Origin of the sequence: Parvibaculum sp. (genome assembly GCF_035325945.1) — a bacterium.
GTDB lineage: Bacteria > Pseudomonadota > Alphaproteobacteria > Parvibaculales > Parvibaculaceae > Parvibaculum.
Genome location: NZ_DAOKYX010000002.1, coordinates 19956 through 39699 on the forward strand (window position 1 = coordinate 19956; position 19744 = coordinate 39699).

Sequence of the window (19744 nt, forward strand, 5' to 3'; positions counted from 1 at the left end):
GCCTGCTCCGGTTACCGGTCCTGAACGACGGGATTGATCTCGTTTGGCAGCTTCACCTCGTTGTTGATGGTGACCGCCATGCCGTTCTTGAGCTTGAGCTGGCCGGTGGTCACGATCATGTCGCCTTCCTTGATGCCGCCGGTGATGGCGACCTGATCGCCCCGGGTCTCGCCCGTGGTGACGAAGGTTTCTCGCGCGGTCATGACAGGCTTGCCATCGGCGCCGGGCTCGCCCTTGGTGACGACGTATACGGACTGGCCGTAAGGATTGTAGGTGATCGCCGTCTGCGGCAGGGTGAGGCGCTTTTCGGGCGAGCCGGTCGTGATGTTGATCGAGGCGAACATGCCCGGAAGGAGCCGGCGGTCAGGATTGGCGAGTTGGGCGCGGATGGCGACGTTGCGCGTTTCCGGGTCGAGCTTGGGGTCGATGGCGATGATCTCGCCGCTGAAGCTCTCGCCCGGGAAGGCGTCCGTGGTCACCACCACTTTCTGCCCGGTTGCGATCTGCCTCACGTTCCGCTGGGGCAGCGAGAAGTCGACATAGATCGGGTCCAGCGCCTGCAGCGTCGTGACCTTGATGCCGGCGGCGAGATATTGCCCGACATCGACGAGGCGGATGCCGACACGGCCGTCGAAGGGTGCAACGATCCGCTTCTTGTTGACCACGGCCTGCTGGGCGGCGACCTGGGCCTGGGCGCTCTTGTAGGTGGCGATGGCGTTGTCGAGCGCGGCCTGGCTCACCGTGCGGGACTTCACGAGCTGCTTGTTGCGCTCATAGGTGATGCGGGCAAGCTCGGCCGATGCCTTGAGCGCGTTCAGGTTGGCGATGTCGTCCTCGTCGACGAGCCTGAGAATGACATCTCCGGCCTTCACATCGTCGCCCGACTTGAAGGGAACCTCGGCCACGATGCCGGCAAGCTGGGGAGCGATGTCCGTGCCGCGGACGGCGCGAAGCGTGCCCACGGCCTTCAGAACCGGGCTCCAGTCCATGGCTTCGGCGGGCATGGCGGAAACCGTCGCGGTCTGGTGGCTCATGGCCGCCAGGAATTTCCGGGTCATCATGCCGACAAACAGTTTCCAGCCGACGAAGCCCGCCAGGATGACGCCGACTACGATGAGCATGGTGGCCATGCGCTTGGTCATCATGGACTTCTCCGCGTTCGCAAAGACCGAAGGCTACCCGAATGTTCGTAAAGGGGCGGTGAGCGGCCGATAAGGCGTAGGATACAGGCAGGCCGCCGCCGCGCCAAAAATAGTTGGGCACATTTACTACGTCCGCGCCGCATACAGGGCAAGGGGTGGATGAGGCCGGAAGGCCGGAAATGTGGTTTCCAGAGATTTACTGGCTCTTTCCAGTCGACGGGCCCGCCGCGTTCGCCCCTTCCAGCTCGTCCGGCGCCGGTCGATCCCGGGCCTTGAGGGATCGGCCGCGCGGATGGCGGGTGAGGGGCGGGACCGTCCGGGCCCTGCCTATTTGACGTATTTGCGGAATTCCGGCTTCCGCTTCTCCTTGAAGGCGTTGGTGCCTTCCCGCGCCTCGTCTGTATCGTAATAGAGCGCGACGGACTGCATGCCCATGGCGCCGATGCCCTTGATGTGATCGGTATCGGCGTTGAAGGAGCGTTTGGCGATGGCGATGGCGGTCGGGCTTTTTTCGAGGATTTCGGCGCACCAGCGGGCGATTTCGGCGTCGAGTTCCTCATGCGGCACCACGGCGTTGACGAGGCCCATGGCAAGCGCCTCGGCGGCCGAGTAGCGCCGGCAGAGATACCAGATCTCGCGCGCCTTCTTTTCTCCGACGACGCGGGCGAGATAGGCGGTGCCGAAGCCGGGATCGACGGAGCCGACCCTGGGCCCGACCTGGCCGAAGACCGCCTTTTCCGAGGCGATCGTGAAATCGCAGACCGTGCAGAGCACATTGCCGCCGCCGATGGCATAGCCCTGCACGCGGGCGATGACGGGTTTCGGTGCTTCGCGGATGAGGCTGTGCACCTCCTCGATGGGCAGGCCGATCGTGCCGCGGCCGTCATATTTTCCCGAATGCGCCGACTGGTCGCCGCCGGTGCAGAAGGCGCGCTCGCCCGCGCCGCCGAGCACGATGACGCCGACCTCCTTCGACCAGGCTGCCCGGTTGAGCGCGTCGATCAGCTCTTCGCAGGTCTGGGCGCGAAAGGCGTTCATCTTGTCCGGGCGATTTATGGTGATGGTCGCGACGCCGTTCGCCTCGGCGTAAAGGATGTCGGTGTAGCTCATGCCTGCCTCCTGATTCACTGTCTGCCGAGCGTAAGGCTGCGAGGGGCCTTGGCAAGCGTCCTGCGCAGGCGTAGATTTGCGAACGTCCCGGCAGAAGCCGGGCGAATGACTGGACGATGGAAATGGCGCACGGTTTTCTTTTCGTGAAGGGCTGGTGGACCACCTGAAGGGTGGCCCAGTCATGTCGTCTATCGACCTGCCGGATCGGCCGCCCCATTTGGAGGCGGCCTTTTTGTTTCCGTGTTCGGATCGAGGCCGCCCTTCCGGGGAGCGGCATCCGGCCCGAACATGGAGTGCAGGATGATCAAGGAACGCAATCGGACAAGGGAGTTCGCGCTCGAGGGCATCGTCCCCTGGGGGCGGCGGCTTGAGGAATATCGCGCCTTTTTCGCGCTCGATGATGTCGCGCCTGGTGCGAGCGTGCTCGACGCGGGCGGCGGGCCTGCTTCCTTTGCGGCCGAAGCCTGTGCGCTCGGCGCGAATGTCGTCGCAGCGGACCCGATCTACGAGCTTCCCGGCGAGGCGATCCGGCAGGGTTTCGAGGCGACGCGAGCCGCGATGATGGAGAGCCTGCGCATCGCGCGTTATCGCTTCAGATGGAGCCGCTACGGCTCGCCGGAGGCGCTGGAGCGCATCAGGTGCGAGGCGCTGGAACTCTTTCTCGCCGATTACGAAGCGCGGCGGGGAACGCGCTACGTCCCGGCGTCCCTGCCGCATCTGCCGTTCGGCAACGATGTCTTCGACCTCGCGCTTTCGTCGCATCTGCTGTTTCTCTATGGCGACGATCTCGACTGCGACTTCCATGTGGCGGCGGTGCGCGAGCTTGCGCGCGTGGCGCGGGAGGTCCGCATCTTTCCGCTGGTCAATCTCGACGGGCGGCCGTCGAGCCACCTTCCGGCCGTGATGGCGGAACTCGAGGCCGCGGGCCTTTTCGCCGATCTCGTGCCGGTGCCGTTCGAATTTCAGATCGGCGCGACGAGGATGCTGCGCGTGAGGCGGGCGTGATGCGTTTTCAGAACTGCTCGAAGAAGGCGTCGATGGCGGCGAGCGCTTCCGGCTCGTCGAGGAAAGGGGCGTGGCCGCGATCCTTCACCGTCACGCATTGCAGCTTGCGATGGCGCATCTCCATGCGCCGGGCCGTCTCGGCCGAAAGAATGTCGGAATTCTCGCCGCGCGTGACGAGCACGGGCACGGCGGTGAGCACGTTGAACTGCGCCCACATGTCGGGGATTTCGCCCTTCGCAGCCTCCAGCGTCTTGCGGAGCAGGGCGCCGATCCGCGCGTCATAGTCGAATTTCGGCGCGCCGTTTTCCTCCGCATAGGTCCGATGCGCGAAGGCGTACCATTCCTCGTTCGTCAGCGCCGGGAATTCACGCTCATTCATCATGCGGAGACGAAAGGCAGCTTCGGTCCAGCTTGCGGGCGCGTCTCCGACGCCCGCATATCCCGCAATGCGTTTCAGCCCCGCGATCTCCACTTCGGGGCCGATATCGTTCAGCACCGCGCCTTGCACAGCATTCGGGCGCTGCGCGGCCATGAGCATGGTCACGATGCCGCCGCGCGACGTGCCGATGAAGACGGCGCGGTGAATGCCGGCCGCGCCCATCAGGTCGAAAATGTCGAGCGCCTCGTTGGCGGGCGTATAGTCGGCGGCGTTTCTGCAATATTCCGAACGGCCGCGACCGCGAAGGTCGGGGCAGAGGACGCGCCGCGAGGTGGAGAGGCGTTCCGCCAGGGCCGCGAAGTCCTTGGAATTGCGCGTCAGGCCCGGCAGGCAGATGACGGGCGCCCGCTTCGACGTCCGCGAGCCATAGTCTCTCGCGAAGAGGCGCAGGCCATCCTGCGACGTATAGAACAGTTCGCGAAAGGGCATCGGCTTCACTGTTTGGAGTAGCTGCGCCGTGGCGCCAGGGGAGTGCGGCTCGGCACCTCCATCGCGGAGGTTTTCGTCTCGGCATCGGCGAGTTTGGCGTCATTGACGCTGCCGCCATCACCTGCGGAGGGGCGGTCCTCCTGCTCGACGACAGGCGCCATTGCGGGGCTTGCCTCCAGCGGCGAGATCGACGGCGCCTTGCCCGGCATCGGCGCCGGGGTCGTGATCGGCGCGCCCGTGTTGCGGCGCAGATCCTTGGACAGCCGGATGCGCTCGGCCTTGCCGCTGAGGCGGGTTCTGTAGACTTCGAGGTTTTCCATCACGCGCTGCACATAGTTGCGCGTTTCGGAGAAGGGAATGTTCTCGATCCAGTCGATCGGATCGACCGCCGGCGAACGCGGATCGCCGAACTGGCTCGTCCAGTCGGACACGCGGCTTCCGCCCGCATTATAGGCGGCGACGCTCATGATGTAGGAGCCGGTATAGTTTTCGACGAGGTCGCCGAGATGCGCCGAGCCGAGCATCGCATTATAGGCGGGGTCGGTCGTCAGACGGGATGGCGAATAGGGCACGCTGATCTTGCGCGCGACCTGCTTGGCCGTGGCGGGCATGAGCTGCATCAGCCCGCGCGCGCCGGCGGGGCTCACCACGGCCGGATCGAATTCGCTCTCCTGCCGCGAGAGGCCATAGACGAGCGCCTTTTCGACCAATGGCCCTTTTTCGTGGAATTTCGGCATCAGCGAAACGGGATAGGCGCGCTGCGCGAGCACGATGTTTCGCTGCGCGGCCGACTTGGCCACGCGGAGCGAGAGTTTCGGGTCGCCGAATTTGACGGCAAGGTCGGAGAGCGCCGCGATCTGCGCCGGCTCGTCCAGAATGTCGGCGAGGTGGAGCATGAAGCTCCACATCTGATCGTTGCGGTTGAAATCGTGCAGGATGTGCGCCGCGTGCACGAGTTCGAGCCGCTCGAAGCTCGCCTTGATGTCCTGTGTCGGCTTCGGGTCGCTTGCGAGGTGCAGGCGCGGCTCGCCGCCGCTCATGCTCGCGAGCGCCGCCGCGCCGAGCTGGCCGTAGAAGGTCGTGGGGTAGGCCGAAGCCTTGCGGTAATAGAGTTCCGCCACCTTCTTGTCGCCCTGTGCCGATGCGGCGCGGCCGCACCAGTATTCTGCTCGCGCCTTGCTGATCGGCGTCGACACGGCTTCGTTGAGCTTTGCGAAGTGCGAAAGCGCGGCACCGGCATTGTTAAGGTATTGCAGCGCGATCCAGCCGGACATGAACTCGGCGTCGGCATAGTCCGCGCCGCTCTTCAGCCCATGCGCCGAGACGATCTGATAGGCGTCCTTATAGCGGCCCTGCGCCAGCGCCTTCCGGGCCGCGATGCGACGCTCGATCCACCATGCGTTCGGATCGACCATGCCGTGCGGCTTGTTGGGCGCGGTCAGGATGAGCGGCAGCGATGCCTCGTCATTGCCCCGCCGGCGCTCATAGCGGATCCGGTCGAAAATGAGGCCCGGATCGTCGTTGAAGCGCGAAGGCACGCGCGAAAGCGCGCTGCCCGCGTCGTTCGATCCCGACATGAGCTTGATGCGGGCATTCGCGAGTGCCTGCGCGTCGGCGCCGATCAGGGCGGCGGTCGTCTGGGCGTCGCCCGTCCGCTCGTTCCAGAGCAGCCGGTCGAGCCGGGCCTTGTGCGTCGAGGCTGTGAGATAGGGGCGGAAACTGGCGAGGATTTCCTTCTGTCGCGCGGGCGTGAAGTCGTCCTCGACCCAGGCGCGCTGGATCCAGCCCTTGCCTTCCTCCGTCCGCCCGGCGGCGATCAGCGCCTGACCGAAGCGGATCTTGCCCTCGCCGGTTACCGGCGGATGGGCCGTGAACCAGCCGAGCCGGTCCTGATCCGTCATGGCATAGGCAAGAAGGGCCTCCTCCGCGCGGCGCGAGAGGAGCGCCTGGCGCGGCCAGTCGGGGTTCTGCTCCTGGAAGGCGACGATCTCGCCAAGGGTTGCGCCGGAATCCTGCGCGACGAGGCGGTTCCAGAGAACGAGCTTCGCGGCGACCGGGTCCTTCAGGCGCTTCATATGCCGCATCGCTTCCGGCCAGTTCTTCCGGTCGCCCTCGGCGAAGGCATCGGTCAGGGCCGCGATGTCGTCCTTGGTGAGAAGGGTGGAGGTGACGGTGGCGAGCTTGTGCTTCGGGCGGGTCGCAGCCTTCGCGTGCTTCTTCTTGTGCGCGGTCGTCCCTGTGTGCTTCGCCGGCTTGGCCTTGCTCGAGGAGGTGGCGCTCTTCTTCGTGGTCTTGGCCGGCTTGTGCGTAGTTTTGGCGGCGGAGGGCTTTTCGGCCGGCAGAGGCGCGGCGAGAAGCGTGCCGGCCGAGCCGACAAAAAGACAGGCCGAGGCCAGAATGGCGGCGGCGAAGGCGAAACGCCGGCCGAAATTCAGGCCCTTCATGCGATACTGCCCCCGATCGTGCAACGGCGCGGTCCAATTCATGCTTCTGCGGCCGTTCACGCTCCCCGCTGGAACGATCGAGCCCCTTAACATCAATCCCTACATACGCTATTCCGCGTCGGATTGTCCTTTGTCGAGATTACCTTTCTGCTATCAAGCAGGGCAACATGCCAAGGACGAAGGATTTGCCGGATTTGTTGCCGCTTTCGCGGGTTATGGTTATCGTGCGCGCCGCCTCAAAGGCGGTCAACAAGCCCCGTGGCGGGGCATTGGAGCTATAAAAAATGTTCAAGGGATCGTACGTCGCCCTCATCACCCCATTCCGTGACGGCAAGGTGGATGAGGAGGCGTTCGCCAAATTGATCGAATGGCAGATCGCCGAGGGCACGGACGGTCTGGTGCCTTGCGGGACGACGGGCGAGTCGCCCACGCTCTCGCATGAGGAACACCGGCGCGTCGTCGAAATCTGCGTCGAGGTCACGCGCAAGCGCGTGCCCGTCATCGCTGGCGCTGGCTCCAACAACACCGCCGAGGCGCTCGATCTCATGCGCCATGCAAAGTCCGTTGGCGCGGACGGCGCGCTCTGCGTGACGGGCTACTACAACAAGCCGTCGCAGGAAGGGCTCTATCAGCACTTCAAGGCGCTGAACGATGCCGTCGACATTCCGATGATCCTTTACAACATTCCCGGCCGCACGATCGTTGACATCAGCGTCGAGACGATGACCCGGCTCTTCGCCCTGAAGAACGTGGTCGGCGTCAAGGACGCGACGGCGAATCTCGCGCGTGTGAGCCTTCAGCGGCAGGCGATGGGCGCCGAATTCATCCAGCTTTCGGGCGAGGATGCGACCGCTCTCGGCTTCAACGCGCATGGCGGTCAGGGCTGCATCTCGGTCACGGCCAATATTGCGCCGAGGCTTTGCGCCGAGTTCCAGAAGGCGACGCTCGCCGGCGACTACCGAAAGGCGCTCGAATATCAGGACCGCCTGCTGCCGCTTCACCATAATCTTTTCATCGAGCCGAGCCCGGGGCCGGTCAAGTATGCGGCGAGCCTGCTCGGCCTTTGCCGTGACGAATTGCGCCTGCCGCTGGTGCCCGTCACCGCGGAGACTCGCGAGAAGATTCGCGGCGCGATGCGGCATGCCGGTCTGATCGACTGACGCCAATCAGGACAGAAGGACCATGTCCTCCAAGAGCGGCGGTGCGAAAAAGAAGCTCGGAGACGGCCGGAAGATCATCGCCGACAACCGCAAGGCGCGCTTCAACTACACGATCACCGATACCTTCGAGGCGGGGATCGAGCTGAAGGGCACCGAGGTGAAGTCGCTGCGTGTAGGGCAGGGAAGCCTCAACGAGGCCTATGCGCAGGCGACGAAGCAGGGCGAGATCATGCTGGTCAACGCCTATATCCCCGTCTATCTCCAGGCCAACCAGTTCAACCACGAGACGCGGCGGCCGCGTAAGCTCCTGCTGCACCGCCGCGAGATCGACAAGCTCTCCCAGGCGGTTCTTCGTCAGGGGATGACGCTCGTTCCGCTCAAGATGTATTTCAACGAAAAGGGACGGGTTAAGGTGGAAATCGGTCTGGCGCAGGGCAAGAAGCTCGCCGACAAGCGCGAGACGGAGAAGAAACGCACCTGGGAGCGCGACAAGGCGCGGGTGATGCGCGAGCGCGGCTAGGTTCGAGCGGAGAACATGCACGGGGAGCGGCCATGAGCGAAGAGGGCAAGCCCGGCCTGCTTGGCCAGATCAAGGACAGGCTGATCCGTTCCAAGGAAAAGACCGCGGCGGAGGGCCGGCACATCACCGGCAGCCCCGACCGGGGACATGAGCGCCGATTGCCGCCCGGCCAGCACCTCGTCGAGAAGTGGCCTGTGCTCGACCTCGGCATCCAGCCCGAAGTACCACTCGACGAGTGGCGGCTCGTCGTCGACGGCGCGGTGGAAGCGCCGCTGACGCTGACCTTCGAGCGGTTCATGGCGCTGCCGCAGTCGCATTTCGTCAGCGACATTCACTGCGTCACCACCTGGAGCCGCTATGACAATCGCTGGGACGGCGTGTCGTCGCGTTCGATCCTCGAAATGGTGAAGCCGAAGCCCGAGGCGCGGCACGTCATCTTTCATTCCTATGACGGCTACACAACGAACATCACGCTCGAGGCTTTCGCCGCGCCGGACGTGATTATCGCCCATAGCTGGGAGGGGGAGCGGCTCACGCGCGAGCATGGCGGACCTGTCCGCATGGTGGTGCCGCAATGGTATTTCTGGAAGAGCGCGAAGTGGGTCAGGCGCATCGAGTTCAGCGCCGTCGACAGGCCAGGCTTCTGGGAGCTGCGTGGCTACCACAATGAAGGCGATCCGTGGACGGAGCAGCGCTATGGCTGAAGCTCAGGCCTTGTCGAGAAAGGCTCTTATGTCGCGGAAGACGGCGTGGAACATCTCCGTCGTGAGGCGTCCCGTGTTCGTGTTGTAGCGCGAGCAGTGATAGCTGTCGAAGAGCCGCACGCCGCCGCCTATGTCATGGCTTGCCTGATGGGCGAAGGCGGCCTGTGTGCGCTTCACCTGCCGCTCGACGAGCACGCTGTCATGGGCAATGCGGCCGAGCGCGAGCACGGCCTTGAGGCGAGGCAGCGCGGCGATGCGTGCGGAAAAGAAGGGCAGGCAGGTTCTCGCTTCGAGCGGGGTCGGCTTGTTCTGGGGCGGCACGCAGCGCACGGCATTGGTGATCATGGCATCGACGAGCGTGAGCCCGTCATCCGGGCGCGCGGCATAGCTGCCTTTCGCGAAGCCGAATTCGATGAGCGTCGAATAGAGAAGATCGCCCGCATAGTCGCCTGTGAAGGGTCTGCCAGTCCGGTTCGCGCCCTGAAGGCCCGGCGCGAGGCCGACGATCAGGAGGTGGGCCTTTTCGCTGCCGAAGGAGGGCACGGGTCCGTTGAACCAGTCCGGATGCGCGTCGCGGTTGGCCTGCCGAAAGGCGACGAGGCGGGGGCAAAGCGGGCAGTCATGCGGCGGCTCCGCCTCCCACTGCTTCAGGGCTTTCATGGGTGCAAGTCCGGAGTTCAGGCGCGGGCGGGGAGGTCGTCGTCGTCCTCGTCCTCGTCGTCGTAATAGTCGTCCTCATCCTCCGCGTGGAGCGGCGCGTGGCTGCGATTGTCCTGATTGCGGCCAAGCGAGCCGCGCAGGGTGTCGAGGTCGATGAACTGGTCGGCCTGACGGCGCAACTCATCGGAGATCATCGGCGGCGCGCTGCGGATCGTCGAGACGACCGTGACGCGCTTTCCCTTGCGCTGGATGGCGTCGACGAGGCGGCGGAAGTCGCCGTCCCCGGAGAAGAGAACGAGGTGGTCGATCTTGTCGGCGAGCTCCATGGCATCGACGGCAAGTTCGATGTCCATATTGCCTTTGACGCGGCGGCGGCCGGTGGAATCGGTGAATTCCTTGGCGGGCTTCGTCACCACCGAGTAACCGTTATAGTCGAGCCAATCGATCAGTGGCCGGAGCGGCGAATATTCCTGATCTTCCAGAAGAGCCGTGTAATAAAAAGCCCGGACCAATATGCCTTTTGACCGAAAAAGCTCCAGAAGACGCTTGTAATCTATGTCGAACCCAAGTCCCCGCGCGGCTGAATAAAGGTTGGCGCCGTCGATGAAAAGGGCAATACGTTCCTGCGGGTAAAAACCCATACTTCTCTCCTTGAAACCCGGTGCAAGCGGAGATTGGAAAATCCATTTTTCACGCAAGCTTCGATTGCGTGTGTGAATAGCGCCAAACTATAGAAGTACTCGTGATTTGGGAACGGATATCGAAATCGTGCTGAGCGGGCCGCAATGATCCTTGTCGGAATGGGGGCAAATCTGCCCACGGCGCATGGCGACCCCCTTGCGACGCTGCATGCGGCGATCGAGGCCATGCCTTCATTCGGCGTCGATGTCGTCCGGCGGTCCTCCTTCTACCGCACGCCCGCCATGGCGGCCTATGCGCAGCCGCCCTATGTGAATGCCGTGATCGTCGTGGAGAGCGCCTTGCCGGCAGAGGAGCTTCTCCAGACGCTCCACCGGATCGAGGCGCAGTTCGGGCGGGTGAGGCTCGTCCGCTGGGGGGAGCGCACGCTTGATCTAGATCTTTTGGATTATAGTGGCATGGTTCTGCCACCGAGGCATCCCCAGGGGCTTCAGGCGGGGACGGGGCCTATTCCGCTCTGCCTGCCGCATCCCGGCATCTGCGAGCGCGGCTTCGTGCTCGTTCCGCTGGCTGAGGTCGCGCCGGAATGGCGCCATCCGGTCGATGGCGAGGGCGCGGCCGCCCTGTTGCGGCGCCTCATTGCGGAACAGGGCGAGGCCGCAATGGCCGGGATCGAGCGCCTGACTTCAGGATGAACCCATGGACAAACCCATGGAATGAGCCAAATCGGGGGCCTAACGCCCTGTTTTTTCTTGCTTCCCCGAGGGCCAGACCCTACATACTCGGCAAAACCTTTTCCCTGACCTATTGCGGAGTTCCGATCCATGGCGCGTGTGACCGTTGAAGACTGCGTCGACAAGGTGCCGAACCGTTTCGAGCTCGTGCTGCTTTCGGCCCATCGTGCCCGGGCCATGTCGGCTGGCGCGGAGTTGACGGTCGATCGCGACAACGACAAGAACCCGGTGGTGGCGCTGCGCGAGATCGCGGAACGGACCATCGCGCCGGACGATCTGCGTGAGGATCTGATCGGCAGCATGCAGAAGCGCGTCGAGACGGAAGAGCCCGAGGTCGAGAGCCTGCAGCTTCTGACCTCCGGCGAGGTCGCGGCCTCCGAGATCGACACTTTCGGCGCGGCCGGCGGCGGCGACCGGATGAGCGAGGAGGAGCTTCTCCGCGCGATCCAGAACCAGATCGACTCTCCGCAGCAGAAATCGGCCGATGCCGACGACATGGATGCGGAAGACTGAGAGAAGGCCAAAGGCGGAAGGATGAGGTTCCGCTGCCGAGCGTAATCGAGCGCCGCCCCGGCCGGAAGGTGAGGGCGGCGTTTTTGTGTGCGTGAGGCGGATCGGGTGGACGAACGGGTGAGCGATGCTGCGCCAGTACGAGCTGGTTGATCGGGTTCTGGGCTACGATCCGAAAGCGGACGAAGCCCTCATCAACCGCGCCTATGTCTATGCCATGAAGCAGCATGGCAACCAGATGCGGGCGAGCGGCGACCCCTATTTCTCGCATCCGATCGAGGTCGCAGGGATTCTCACCGATCTCAAGCTCGACACCGCGACCATCGTCACCGCGATCCTGCACGACACGATCGAGGATACGGGCGCGACCATGGAGGAGCTGACCAAGCTCTTCGGCGCCGAGGTCGCCAATCTCGTCGATGGCGTGACCAAGCTCACGCGGATCGAGATCACGTCGGAGCGCTCCAAGCAGGCGGAGAATTTCCGCAAGTTCCTGCTGGCCATGTCGAACGACATCCGCGTGCTGCTCGTCAAGCTCGCGGACCGGCTCCACAACATGCGGACGCTGCATTTCATTCCGTCCCCGGAGAAGCGCCGCCGCATTGCGCAGGAGACGATGGACATCTATGCGCCGCTTGCCGGCCGCATGGGCATTCAGGAAATCCGCGAGGAGCTGGAAGACCTCGCCTTCAAGGAACTCAATCCCGAGGCGCGCGAAACGCTGCTGAAGCGGCTCAACGAATTTCATTCGGCAAGCTCGGAAACGCTCAAGCGCATCGCGGAGAGCCTTCAGGCGCGGCTGGAGGAGGGAGGCCTTGCCTGCAAGGTCGACGGGCGGCTGAAGCGCGCCTATTCGATCTGGCGCAAGATGGAGCGCCGGGCGATCTCGCTCGAGCAGCTTTCCGATATTTTCGGCTTCCGTGTCATCGTCGACGATGTCGGGGACTGCTATCGCGCCGTCGGCATTCTGCATACGAACTGGCCGATGGTTCCGGGCCGGTTCAAGGATTACATCTCGACGCCGAAGAACAACGGCTATCGCTCGATCCACACCACCATGATCGGGCCGGAGAACAAACGCGTCGAGGTGCAGATCCGCACGCACAAGATGCACGAGGTGGCCGAACTCGGCATCGCCGCGCACTGGCTCTACAAGGACGGTTCGAGCGGCGCGGAGCGCTCCGAGGAATTCGCGAGCACGTTCCGCTGGCTGCGTCAGCTCATCGAAATGCTGGAGCATGGCGGCACGCCGGAAGAGTTTCTGGAGCACACCAAGCTCCAGATGTATTCGGACCAGGTGTTCTGCTTCACGCCCAAGGGGCTTCTCATCACGCTGCCGCGCGGCGCGACGCCGATCGATTTCGCCTATGCCGTCCATACGGAAGTCGGTGACAGTTGCGTCGGCTGCAAGATCAACGGCCGGCACATGCCGCTGCGCTCCATCCTTCAGAATGGCGACGAGGTGGAGATCATCCGCTCGCAGGCCCAGCGTCCCTCACCCGGCTGGGAGGCATTCGTCGCAACGGGCAAGGCGCGCTCGGCCATCCGCCGCGCGATCCGGCAGGCCAAGCAGGCCGAGTTCGGCAGGCTCGGACGGCAGATCGTCAAGGGCGTGTTCGAGGCGGCGGGCAAGGAGGTGACGGATGTCATCCTCCAGCGCGCCATCGGACCTCTGCATATGGACGATCTCGGCGATCTTCTCGCTTCAGTCGGCGATGGCACTCTGACCGGCCAGCAGGTGCTCGAAACGGTCTATCCCGAACTCCCGGCGAAGAAGACCCCGGCCCGCAAATCCGTCAAGGCCAATGGCGCCGGCGACCACCGCGCCGTGGTGCGGTTGACGGGCCGCGGGCACGGTCTGGCGATCCGCATGGCGCCGGACAGCCAGCCGCTGCCCGGCGAGCGCATCGTCGGCATCATCACGCCGGGCGAAGGCGTGACCGTCTATCCCATCGACGCGCCCGCTCTGGCCGAGTTCGACGGCGAACCCACGCGCTGGCTCGATGTGAAGTGGGATATCGACCCCGACCATCCGCAGAGTTTCCCCGCGCGCCTCAACATCACGGCGCGGAACGAGGTCGGCGCGCTCGGCCACATCACATCGCTCATCGCCGACTATGGCAGCAACATCACGAATCTGAGCATGACGGAGCGGGATTCCGATTTCTACGACATGCAGGTCGATCTCGAGGTCCGCGACTTCAAGCACCTGACCCGGATCATGTCGGCGCTAAACGGACTTTCCGTCGTGAGCAAGGTCATCCGGCCCCGCCGCTAGGGGCGCGCGGGGGCTCGCATCAGCCTGTCCGGGGCTACGCAGGGCGCGTAATTTTCGGGCCATGGCAGCCGAAATCTGCTATCCCGAAGCGCCATAACGAGGGGCGCCATGAAAGAAGCGAAAGTTCTCAAGGAATTCGAAAAGGCCGGAGCCCTGCTCAGGGGCCACTTCATCCTGTCCTCCGGATTGCACAGCCCGATGTTCCTGCAAAAGGCATTGGTGTTCATGAATCCGAAGCGGACCTCGCGGCTCTGCAAGGCGCTCGCCGCCAAGGTGAGGGACGAGGTGGACGACGATATTGACGCCATCGTCTCGCCGGCCGTCGGCGGCATCATTCCGGGCTATGAGACGGCGCGGCATCTCGGCGTGCCCGCCATGTATGTGGAGCGCGAGGATGGCGAATTCGTCGTCCGCCGCGGCTTTCCGCTGAAGAAGGGCATGAAGGTGCTCATGGTTGAGGACATCGTCACGACCGGCCTTTCCTCCCGCGAATGCATCGCGGCGATCAAGAAGACCGGCGCGCGCGTCGTCGCGGCGGCCTGCCTCATCGACCGCTCGGGCGGCCGGGCCAATGTCGGCGCCAAGCTCGTCTCTCTGGCGCAGATCGACATTCCGGCCTATCCCGCGAGCGAACTCCCGCCCGAACTGGCGGACATTCCGGCCACCAAGCCAGGCAGCCGGGGCCTCAAATAAGGAATGATCGGTGTTCCGGCGTAGGGTCCAGCTTTCCGCCTTGCAGAAAATGCGGGAGTCATTGTGGCCCCGCATCGGCTGGAAGCGCGCGAGCCTTTATGTCTGGCGGCGCGTCTGGCGGCTGAGCGGCACGCCCCATGCGATCGCGATCGGGGTCGCGGCGGGGGCGTTCGTCTCCTTCACGCCCTTTCTCGGCTTCCATGTCATGATGGCCCTGCTGATCGCATGGGTGCTGCGCGGTAATCTCATTGCGGCCGTATTCGGCACGATGGTCGGCAATCCCGTTTCCTATCCGCCGATCTGGTTTGCCACCTACGATCTCGGCAACCGGCTCCTCGGCCTGTCGGGGCGGCCGAATGTGAACCTCACCGAGCTGCTGATGGGCGGCAAGGCGTTCGACGTGATCCTCCCGGTCATGGTGCCGATGGCGATCGGGGCCGTGCCGCTCGGTCTTGCGGGCGGGCTCGCCGCCTATTTCTTCGTCAAGACGGCCGTCTCGGCCTATCAATTACGCAGGCGCGAGCAGCTTGAGGAGCGGGCGCTTTCGCGGCATGTGGAAGACGCCGTGCCGGCACCGGCAGGCAATGAGAGCGAAAACGACGAGCAGGAATAGAAGCATCCGGCATTGAGCGCGCGATCCGCGCTGCCGGCGGAGATGGAAGAGATGAGCGGACAGAAGGCGGCGCATCTGCGCCTCGGCGTGAATATCGACCATGTGGCCACGATCAGGAACGCGCGTGGCGGCGATCATCCCGATCCGGTGCGGGCGGCCGAGGCCGCCGCGGCGGCGGGCGCCGATGGCATCACGGCGCATCTGCGCGAGGATCGCCGGCACATCCGCGACCGCGACATCGAGCAGTTGATGAGCACGATCGGGCTGCCGCTCAATCTGGAAATGGCGGCGACGGAGGAAATGCTTGAAATCGCCCTCCGGCACCGCCCGCATGCCTGCTGCATCGTGCCCGAGCGGCGCGAGGAGGTGACGACCGAGGGCGGCCTCGACGTCGCGGGCCATCGCGAGCATCTGGCGCCTTACGTGGCGAAGCTGCGTGATGCGGGCATTCGCGTCTCGCTCTTCATCAATCCCGACCGCCACCAGCTCGAAGCCGCTGTGGCTCTCGGCGCGCCGGTGGTGGAGCTTCACACCGGCGCCTATTGCGAGGCGGAGGGAGCGGCGCGCGCGGCCGAGCTTGCCCGCCTCACGGCAGCGGCGCGCGAGGGCGGGGCTCTGGGGCTCGAGATCCATGCGGGCCACGGCCTCACCTTCGCCAATGTCGGGCCCGTGGCCGCGCTGCCGGAAGTGGCGGAACTCAATATCGGACATTTCCTGATCGGCGAGGCGATATTCACCGGCCTCGATCAGGCGATCAGGCGCATGCGCGCCCTGATGGAGGAAGCGCGCGCGGAGGCGCTTTGCGCACCGAAGGCATGAGCTCGAGGGCATGGCCATGAGCATGATCATCGGTATCGGCAACGACATGATCGACATCAGGCGGGTCGAGCGGACGCTCGAACGCTTCGGCGACCGCTTCACCGAGCGGATTTTCACCGAGGTGGAGCGACAGAAATCCGACCGCCGGAAAAACCGGGCCGCCTCCTATGCCAAGCGGTTCGCGGCCAAGGAGGCATGCGCCAAGGCGCTCGGCACCGGGCTCAATCGCGGCGTCTTCTGGCGGGATATGGGGGTCGTCAACCTGCGAGGCGGCCAGCCCACCATGGCGCTGACGGGCGGCGCGCGCGCGCGGCTGGAGGCGATCACCCCGGTGGGCATGGAGGCCGTCATCCATATAACGATTACGGATGATCATCCGCTCGCCCAGGCATTTGTCATAATTTCGGCCATTCCGGCGGGGAATATGGCCGGCCGATAGAAGCGGTTGGTGGGGCCGGGGTCTATGCTATTGTCCGCCTGTCCCGGGACGGGAATGGAAGGACCGGGACGCAGGAGCTGGATAATGTCGATGAGTGAACAAGCAAATACAGGCCGGGGCGGCGCCATAGGCGAAAATATCCGCACCATAGGCTACGCACTTCTGATCGCCCTCATCATCAGGGCGTTTTTTTTCCAGCCCTTCAACATCCCGTCGAGTTCCATGGTGCCGACGCTGCTCGTCGGCGACTACCTTTTCGTTTCCAAATACAGCTACGGCTACTCGAAACACTCGCTGCCCTTCAGCCCGCCGATCTTCGACGGCCGTATCCTCGCTCGCCAGCCGCACAGGGGCGACGTGGTCGTCTTCAAGAAGCCGACCGACAACAGGACGGATTTCATCAAGCGGCTGATCGGCCTTCCCGGCGACCGGATTCAGATGAAGGATGGCGTGCTCTATCTCAACGGCACGGCGGTTCCGAAAGTCAGGATCGAGGATTTCGTCGAGCGCGACGAGTTCGGCAGCGTCATTCGCGTGCCGCAATATCGCGAGACGCTTCCCAACGGCGTCACCTATACGACGCTCGATTTCCAGCAGAACGGCGACCTCGACAACACCGATGTCTATGTCGTGCCGCCCGGCCATTATTTCATGATGGGCGACAATCGCGACAATTCGATGGATAGCCGCGTGCCGAGCGTGGTCGGCTATGTGCCGTTCGAGAACCTCGTCGGAAAAGCCGAGATCATTTTCTTCTCGACCGATGGCAGCGCGCATTTCTGGGAGTTCTGGCGGTGGCCGTCCTCGATCCGCTGGAACCGCATTTTCATGTGGGTCGATTGAGCCGGAATCGCAGTTCCCAATATCGGGCGCTCATGGCCCGGCTGGGGCACAGCTTCAAGGATGAGAGCCTGCTCGATCTCGCGCTCTGCCATCCGAGCGCGGTAAGCGGCGCGGCCGAGGGCGCGAGCAATCAGCGGCTCGAATTTCTGGGCGACAGGGTGCTCGGCCTCGTCATCGCCGAATGGCTGCTTGGCGAGTATCCGGCGGCGGAGGAGGGCGAGCTTGCGGTGCGCCTCAACGCGCTCGTCCGCAAGGAGGCTTGTGCGGGCGTCGCCGAGAGGATCGCGCTCGGTCCCTGCCTCGCGCTCGGCCCCGGAGAGGAGCGCGGCGGCGGGCGGGAAAAAATGGCGATTCTGGCCGATGCCTGCGAGGCAGTCATCGCCGCGCTCTATCTCGATGGCGGGCTTGGCGCGGCCGAGCGCTTCATCAAGACGGAGTGGGCGGGGCTCATCGCCGGCCCGGCGCGCGCGAGGCGCGATGCGAAAACCGCGCTTCAGGAATGGACGCAGGCGCTCGGACGTGGCATCCCCACATACAGGGAAGCCGGGCGCTTCGGCCCCGATCACGCGCCCGTCTTCACGGTGCGGGTCGAGATCGCGGGGCTCGAGCCCATAACAGGCGAAGGCGGATCGAAGCGGCAGGCCGAGCAGGCAGCCGCCGGCGCCATGCTGATCAGAGAAGGTGTCTGGAACGACGATGAGTGAGATGGCAAACAGGAGCGGTGAGACACGATGCGGCTTCGTCGCCATCATTGGCGCGCCCAATGCGGGCAAATCGACGCTGCTCAACGCGCTTGTCGGCTCCAAGGTCGCCATCGTCACGCATAAGGTGCAGACGACGCGCAGCCGCATCCGCGGCATCGCCATCGAAGGTCAGGCGCAGATCATTTTCGTCGACACGCCCGGCATCTTCAAGCCGAAGCGTCGGCTCGATCGCGCCATGGTGGAAGCCGCCTGGGGCGGGGCGGGCGATGCCGACCTCATCGTGGTCATGGTGGACACGGAGCGCGGCCGCACCGCCGATGTCGATCGTGTGCTCGAGGGCCTGCGCGATCAGGGGCGCAAGGCGATCCTCGTCCTCAACAAGACGGACGCGCTCGCCAGCGAAAAGGGGCGAGAGAAATTGCTGAAGCTCGCAAGCGATCTCGATGCGACGGGGCTCTTCACCGACACTTTCATGATCTCGGCGCTCACCGGCGACGGCGTCGCCGATCTGAAGATGCATATCGCGGAGCGCATGCCGAAAGGCGCGTGGCACTATCCGGAGGATCAGGCGGCGGACGTGCCCCTGCGCTCGCTCGCGGCGGAAGTCACGCGCGAGAAGCTCTTTCTCAGGCTCCATGACGAGCTGCCCTACGAACTCACCGTGGAGACGGAGCAGTGGGAGCACAAGAAGGACGGCTCGATCCGCATCCAGCAGGTGATCTACGTCCAGCGCGAGAGCCAGCGCAAGATTGCGCTCGGCGCCGGCGGACAGACGATCAAGACGGTCGGCCAGCTCGCGCGCGCCGAACTCGAGGAAATGCTCGGAACGAAAGTGCATCTCTTCCTGTTCGTGAAAGTGCGTGAAAACTGGGGTGAGGATCGCGAGCGCTATCGCGAGATGGGCCTCGATTTCCCGAAGGATTGAGGGGCGCACGGATCCGCGTCCGCCCGCGGCGTCCGTTCGGGCGTCGCAGGGGCGGCCGAAGAGAGGTGAACGCTCTTGGAATGGCGTGACGAAGGCATTGTGCTCTCCGCGCGGCCCTATGGCGAAACGGGCGCGATCGTCGAGCTTTTGACGCGCGCGCATGGCCGCCATCTCGGCCTTGTGCGCGGCGGCGCGGCGCGGCGTCACAAGAGCATGCTGCAACCGGGAAACAGCCTCGCGGCGCATTGGCGCGCGCGCCTCGCCGAGCATCTTGGCACCTATACGGTGGAGACGCAGAAGCCGCGCGCGGGGCTCATCATGGAAAATGGCTTCTCGCTTCTCGGACTGAGCGCCGCTTGCGCGGTGGCGGGCGTCATTCCCGAGCGCGAGGCGCATCCCGCGCTCTATGAGGGGTTCGAGCTTCTGCTCGACACGATGGAGGACGCGGATATCTGGCCAGCGGTCTATGTGCGCTGGGAGCTTGGCCTGCTTCAGGAGCTTGGCTTCGGCCTCGATCTCGGCCAATGCGCCGCGACGGGCGCGCGCGAGGATCTCGTCTATGTGTCCCCGAGAAGCGGCGCGGCCGTCAGCCGCGCGGCGGGCGAGCCGTGGCGGGACCGCCTCTTTCGCCTGCCGCCGTTTCTCGTCGGCTCGCAGGCGGGCGAGGCGACGGCCGAGGATGTGCTGGAAGGGCTTCGCATCACCGGGCATTTCCTCGACCGGCATCTCTTTTCCGCGCAGCAGCGCCATTTGCCCGATGCGCGGATCAGGCTTCAGGAGCGCTTCGCGGCGCGGTCCCGAGGCCAGACGGCGGGGCGCGACGAATCGCTGATATAATGGCCATCCGCCGACATCCAATCGTCATGGCTCGTTCCCGCCGGGCCGTTCGTGCCGCCAGCCCGGCGTCGAGGAAGAAACGCGACGATCCGTAACG

Annotated in this window: 21 protein-coding genes; 15 read left to right on the forward strand and 6 right to left on the reverse strand. The window is 64.6% G+C overall.

All coding sequences use genetic code 11. The features are described 5' to 3' along the window. Positions 1-11: 11 nt before the first annotated feature. Positions 12-1145, reverse strand: a complete 1134-nt coding sequence (locus tag PKA57_RS02125; protein WP_324297280.1) for an efflux RND transporter periplasmic adaptor subunit — start codon at positions 1143-1145, stop codon at positions 12-14. 324 nt (positions 1146-1469) lie between these two features. Continuing rightward, a complete protein-coding gene (gene badI, locus PKA57_RS02130) occupies positions 1470-2252 on the reverse strand; it encodes a 2-ketocyclohexanecarboxyl-CoA hydrolase (RefSeq protein WP_324297281.1) in 783 nt (260 codons plus the stop codon). A gap of 300 nt (positions 2253-2552) precedes the next feature. Between badI and PKA57_RS02135 the strand changes: the two genes are divergently transcribed. After that, on the forward strand, positions 2553-3257 hold the full coding sequence (locus PKA57_RS02135; RefSeq protein WP_324297282.1) for a hypothetical protein: 705 nt from the start codon (positions 2553-2555) through the stop codon (positions 3255-3257). A 7-nt stretch (positions 3258-3264) separates the two neighbouring features. Here PKA57_RS02135 and PKA57_RS02140 read toward each other — a convergent pair whose 3' ends face one another. After that, a complete protein-coding gene (locus PKA57_RS02140) occupies positions 3265-4125 on the reverse strand; it encodes an alpha/beta hydrolase (protein WP_324297283.1) in 861 nt (286 codons plus the stop codon). A gap of 5 nt (positions 4126-4130) precedes the next feature. Beyond that, on the reverse strand, positions 4131-6569 hold the full coding sequence (locus tag PKA57_RS02145) for a lytic transglycosylase domain-containing protein (RefSeq protein WP_324297284.1): 2439 nt from the start codon (positions 6567-6569) through the stop codon (positions 4131-4133). Between the two features lie 284 nt (positions 6570-6853). Here PKA57_RS02145 and dapA point away from each other — a divergent pair, with 284 nt between their 5' ends. The 3 genes from dapA to PKA57_RS02160 are packed head-to-tail and all read left to right on the forward strand — an operon-like array spanning position 6854 to position 8953. Then, positions 6854-7729 carry a 4-hydroxy-tetrahydrodipicolinate synthase gene (gene dapA, locus PKA57_RS02150; protein ID WP_324297285.1) on the forward strand — a complete coding sequence of 292 codons (876 nt, stop codon included), beginning with the start codon at positions 6854-6856 and terminating at the stop codon, positions 7727-7729. 22 nt (positions 7730-7751) lie between these two features. Further along, positions 7752-8249, forward strand: a complete 498-nt coding sequence (gene smpB / locus PKA57_RS02155) for an SsrA-binding protein SmpB (RefSeq protein ID WP_324297286.1) — start codon at positions 7752-7754, stop codon at positions 8247-8249. A gap of 32 nt (positions 8250-8281) precedes the next feature. Beyond that, on the forward strand, positions 8282-8953 hold the full coding sequence (locus PKA57_RS02160) for a sulfite oxidase-like oxidoreductase (protein WP_324297287.1): 672 nt from the start codon (positions 8282-8284) through the stop codon (positions 8951-8953). A 3-nt stretch (positions 8954-8956) separates the two neighbouring features. On the opposite strand, the gene PKA57_RS02165 is transcribed toward PKA57_RS02160, so the two are convergent. Beyond that, positions 8957-9613, reverse strand: a complete 657-nt coding sequence (locus PKA57_RS02165) for a uracil-DNA glycosylase (RefSeq protein WP_324297288.1) — start codon at positions 9611-9613, stop codon at positions 8957-8959. 17 nt (positions 9614-9630) lie between these two features. Further along, complete coding sequence (locus PKA57_RS02170) at positions 9631-10254, reverse strand: NYN domain-containing protein (protein WP_324297289.1); 624 nt, start codon at positions 10252-10254, stop codon at positions 9631-9633. 144 nt (positions 10255-10398) lie between these two features. Between PKA57_RS02170 and folK the strand changes: the two genes are divergently transcribed. From folK to recO, 11 genes are all read left to right on the forward strand, one after another. Continuing rightward, positions 10399-10947: a 2-amino-4-hydroxy-6-hydroxymethyldihydropteridine diphosphokinase gene (folK, locus tag PKA57_RS02175; RefSeq protein WP_324297290.1), complete on the forward strand. Its 549-nt coding sequence runs from the start codon at positions 10399-10401 to the stop codon at positions 10945-10947. Between the two features lie 129 nt (positions 10948-11076). Then, positions 11077-11499 (forward strand): DNA-directed RNA polymerase subunit omega, encoded by a 423-nt coding sequence (rpoZ, locus tag PKA57_RS02180; RefSeq protein WP_324297291.1) that lies wholly within the window; start codon positions 11077-11079, stop codon positions 11497-11499. Between the two features lie 124 nt (positions 11500-11623). Next, on the forward strand, positions 11624-13774 hold the full coding sequence (locus tag PKA57_RS02185; protein ID WP_324297292.1) for a bifunctional (p)ppGpp synthetase/guanosine-3',5'-bis(diphosphate) 3'-pyrophosphohydrolase: 2151 nt from the start codon (positions 11624-11626) through the stop codon (positions 13772-13774). A 108-nt stretch (positions 13775-13882) separates the two neighbouring features. Beyond that, complete coding sequence (gene pyrE / locus PKA57_RS02190) at positions 13883-14467, forward strand: orotate phosphoribosyltransferase (RefSeq protein WP_324297293.1); 585 nt, start codon at positions 13883-13885, stop codon at positions 14465-14467. 49 nt (positions 14468-14516) lie between these two features. Next, a complete protein-coding gene (locus tag PKA57_RS02195; RefSeq protein WP_324297294.1) occupies positions 14517-15080 on the forward strand; it encodes a DUF2062 domain-containing protein in 564 nt (187 codons plus the stop codon). Positions 15081-15131: 51 nt separating this feature from the next. Next, on the forward strand, positions 15132-15899 hold the full coding sequence (locus PKA57_RS02200) for a pyridoxine 5'-phosphate synthase (protein ID WP_324297295.1): 768 nt from the start codon (positions 15132-15134) through the stop codon (positions 15897-15899). Between the two features lie 22 nt (positions 15900-15921). After that, on the forward strand, positions 15922-16338 hold the full coding sequence (gene acpS, locus PKA57_RS02205) for a holo-ACP synthase (RefSeq protein WP_324297438.1): 417 nt from the start codon (positions 15922-15924) through the stop codon (positions 16336-16338). 90 nt (positions 16339-16428) lie between these two features. Next, a complete protein-coding gene (lepB, locus tag PKA57_RS02210; RefSeq protein WP_324297296.1) occupies positions 16429-17181 on the forward strand; it encodes a signal peptidase I in 753 nt (250 codons plus the stop codon). Then, positions 17178-17885 (forward strand): ribonuclease III, encoded by a 708-nt coding sequence (gene rnc, locus PKA57_RS02215; protein ID WP_324297297.1) that lies wholly within the window; start codon positions 17178-17180, stop codon positions 17883-17885. The genes lepB and rnc overlap by 4 nt, the downstream gene beginning before the upstream one ends. Further along, positions 17878-18810 (forward strand): GTPase Era, encoded by a 933-nt coding sequence (gene era, locus PKA57_RS02220; protein WP_324297298.1) that lies wholly within the window; start codon positions 17878-17880, stop codon positions 18808-18810. The genes rnc and era overlap by 8 nt, the downstream gene beginning before the upstream one ends. Positions 18811-18885: 75 nt before the next feature. Beyond that, positions 18886-19647 (forward strand): DNA repair protein RecO, encoded by a 762-nt coding sequence (gene recO / locus PKA57_RS02225; protein ID WP_324297299.1) that lies wholly within the window; start codon positions 18886-18888, stop codon positions 19645-19647. Positions 19648-19744 lie beyond the last annotated feature (97 nt).

Bases quoted from the DNA above. Each gene is read 5' to 3' on its own strand.
- acpS (WP_324297438.1), top strand. From the start codon at position 15,922: ATGATCATCGGTATCGGCAACGACATGATCGACATCAGGCGGGTCGAG.
- dapA (WP_324297285.1), top strand. From the start codon at position 6,854: ATGTTCAAGGGATCGTACGTCGCCCTCATCACCCCATTCCGTGACGGC.
- lepB (WP_324297296.1), top strand. From the start codon at position 16,429: ATGAGTGAACAAGCAAATACAGGCCGGGGCGGCGCCATAGGCGAAAAT.
- PKA57_RS02125 (WP_324297280.1), bottom strand. From the start codon at position 1,145: ATGATGACCAAGCGCATGGCCACCATGCTCATCGTAGTCGGCGTCATC.
- era (WP_324297298.1), top strand. From the start codon at position 17,878: ATGAGTGAGATGGCAAACAGGAGCGGTGAGACACGATGCGGCTTCGTC.
- badI (WP_324297281.1), bottom strand. From the start codon at position 2,252: ATGAGCTACACCGACATCCTTTACGCCGAGGCGAACGGCGTCGCGACC.
- PKA57_RS02140 (WP_324297283.1), bottom strand. From the start codon at position 4,125: ATGCCCTTTCGCGAACTGTTCTATACGTCGCAGGATGGCCTGCGCCTC.
- PKA57_RS02185 (WP_324297292.1), top strand. From the start codon at position 11,624: ATGCTGCGCCAGTACGAGCTGGTTGATCGGGTTCTGGGCTACGATCCG.
- PKA57_RS02165 (WP_324297288.1), bottom strand. From the start codon at position 9,613: ATGAAAGCCCTGAAGCAGTGGGAGGCGGAGCCGCCGCATGACTGCCCG.
- PKA57_RS02200 (WP_324297295.1), top strand. From the start codon at position 15,132: ATGAGCGGACAGAAGGCGGCGCATCTGCGCCTCGGCGTGAATATCGAC.
- PKA57_RS02170 (WP_324297289.1), bottom strand. From the start codon at position 10,254: ATGGGTTTTTACCCGCAGGAACGTATTGCCCTTTTCATCGACGGCGCC.
- PKA57_RS02135 (WP_324297282.1), top strand. From the start codon at position 2,553: ATGATCAAGGAACGCAATCGGACAAGGGAGTTCGCGCTCGAGGGCATC.
- rpoZ (WP_324297291.1), top strand. From the start codon at position 11,077: ATGGCGCGTGTGACCGTTGAAGACTGCGTCGACAAGGTGCCGAACCGT.
- folK (WP_324297290.1), top strand. From the start codon at position 10,399: ATGATCCTTGTCGGAATGGGGGCAAATCTGCCCACGGCGCATGGCGAC.
- pyrE (WP_324297293.1), top strand. From the start codon at position 13,883: ATGAAAGAAGCGAAAGTTCTCAAGGAATTCGAAAAGGCCGGAGCCCTG.
- PKA57_RS02195 (WP_324297294.1), top strand. From the start codon at position 14,517: ATGCGGGAGTCATTGTGGCCCCGCATCGGCTGGAAGCGCGCGAGCCTT.
- PKA57_RS02145 (WP_324297284.1), bottom strand. From the start codon at position 6,569: ATGAAGGGCCTGAATTTCGGCCGGCGTTTCGCCTTCGCCGCCGCCATT.
- smpB (WP_324297286.1), top strand. From the start codon at position 7,752: ATGTCCTCCAAGAGCGGCGGTGCGAAAAAGAAGCTCGGAGACGGCCGG.
- PKA57_RS02160 (WP_324297287.1), top strand. From the start codon at position 8,282: ATGAGCGAAGAGGGCAAGCCCGGCCTGCTTGGCCAGATCAAGGACAGG.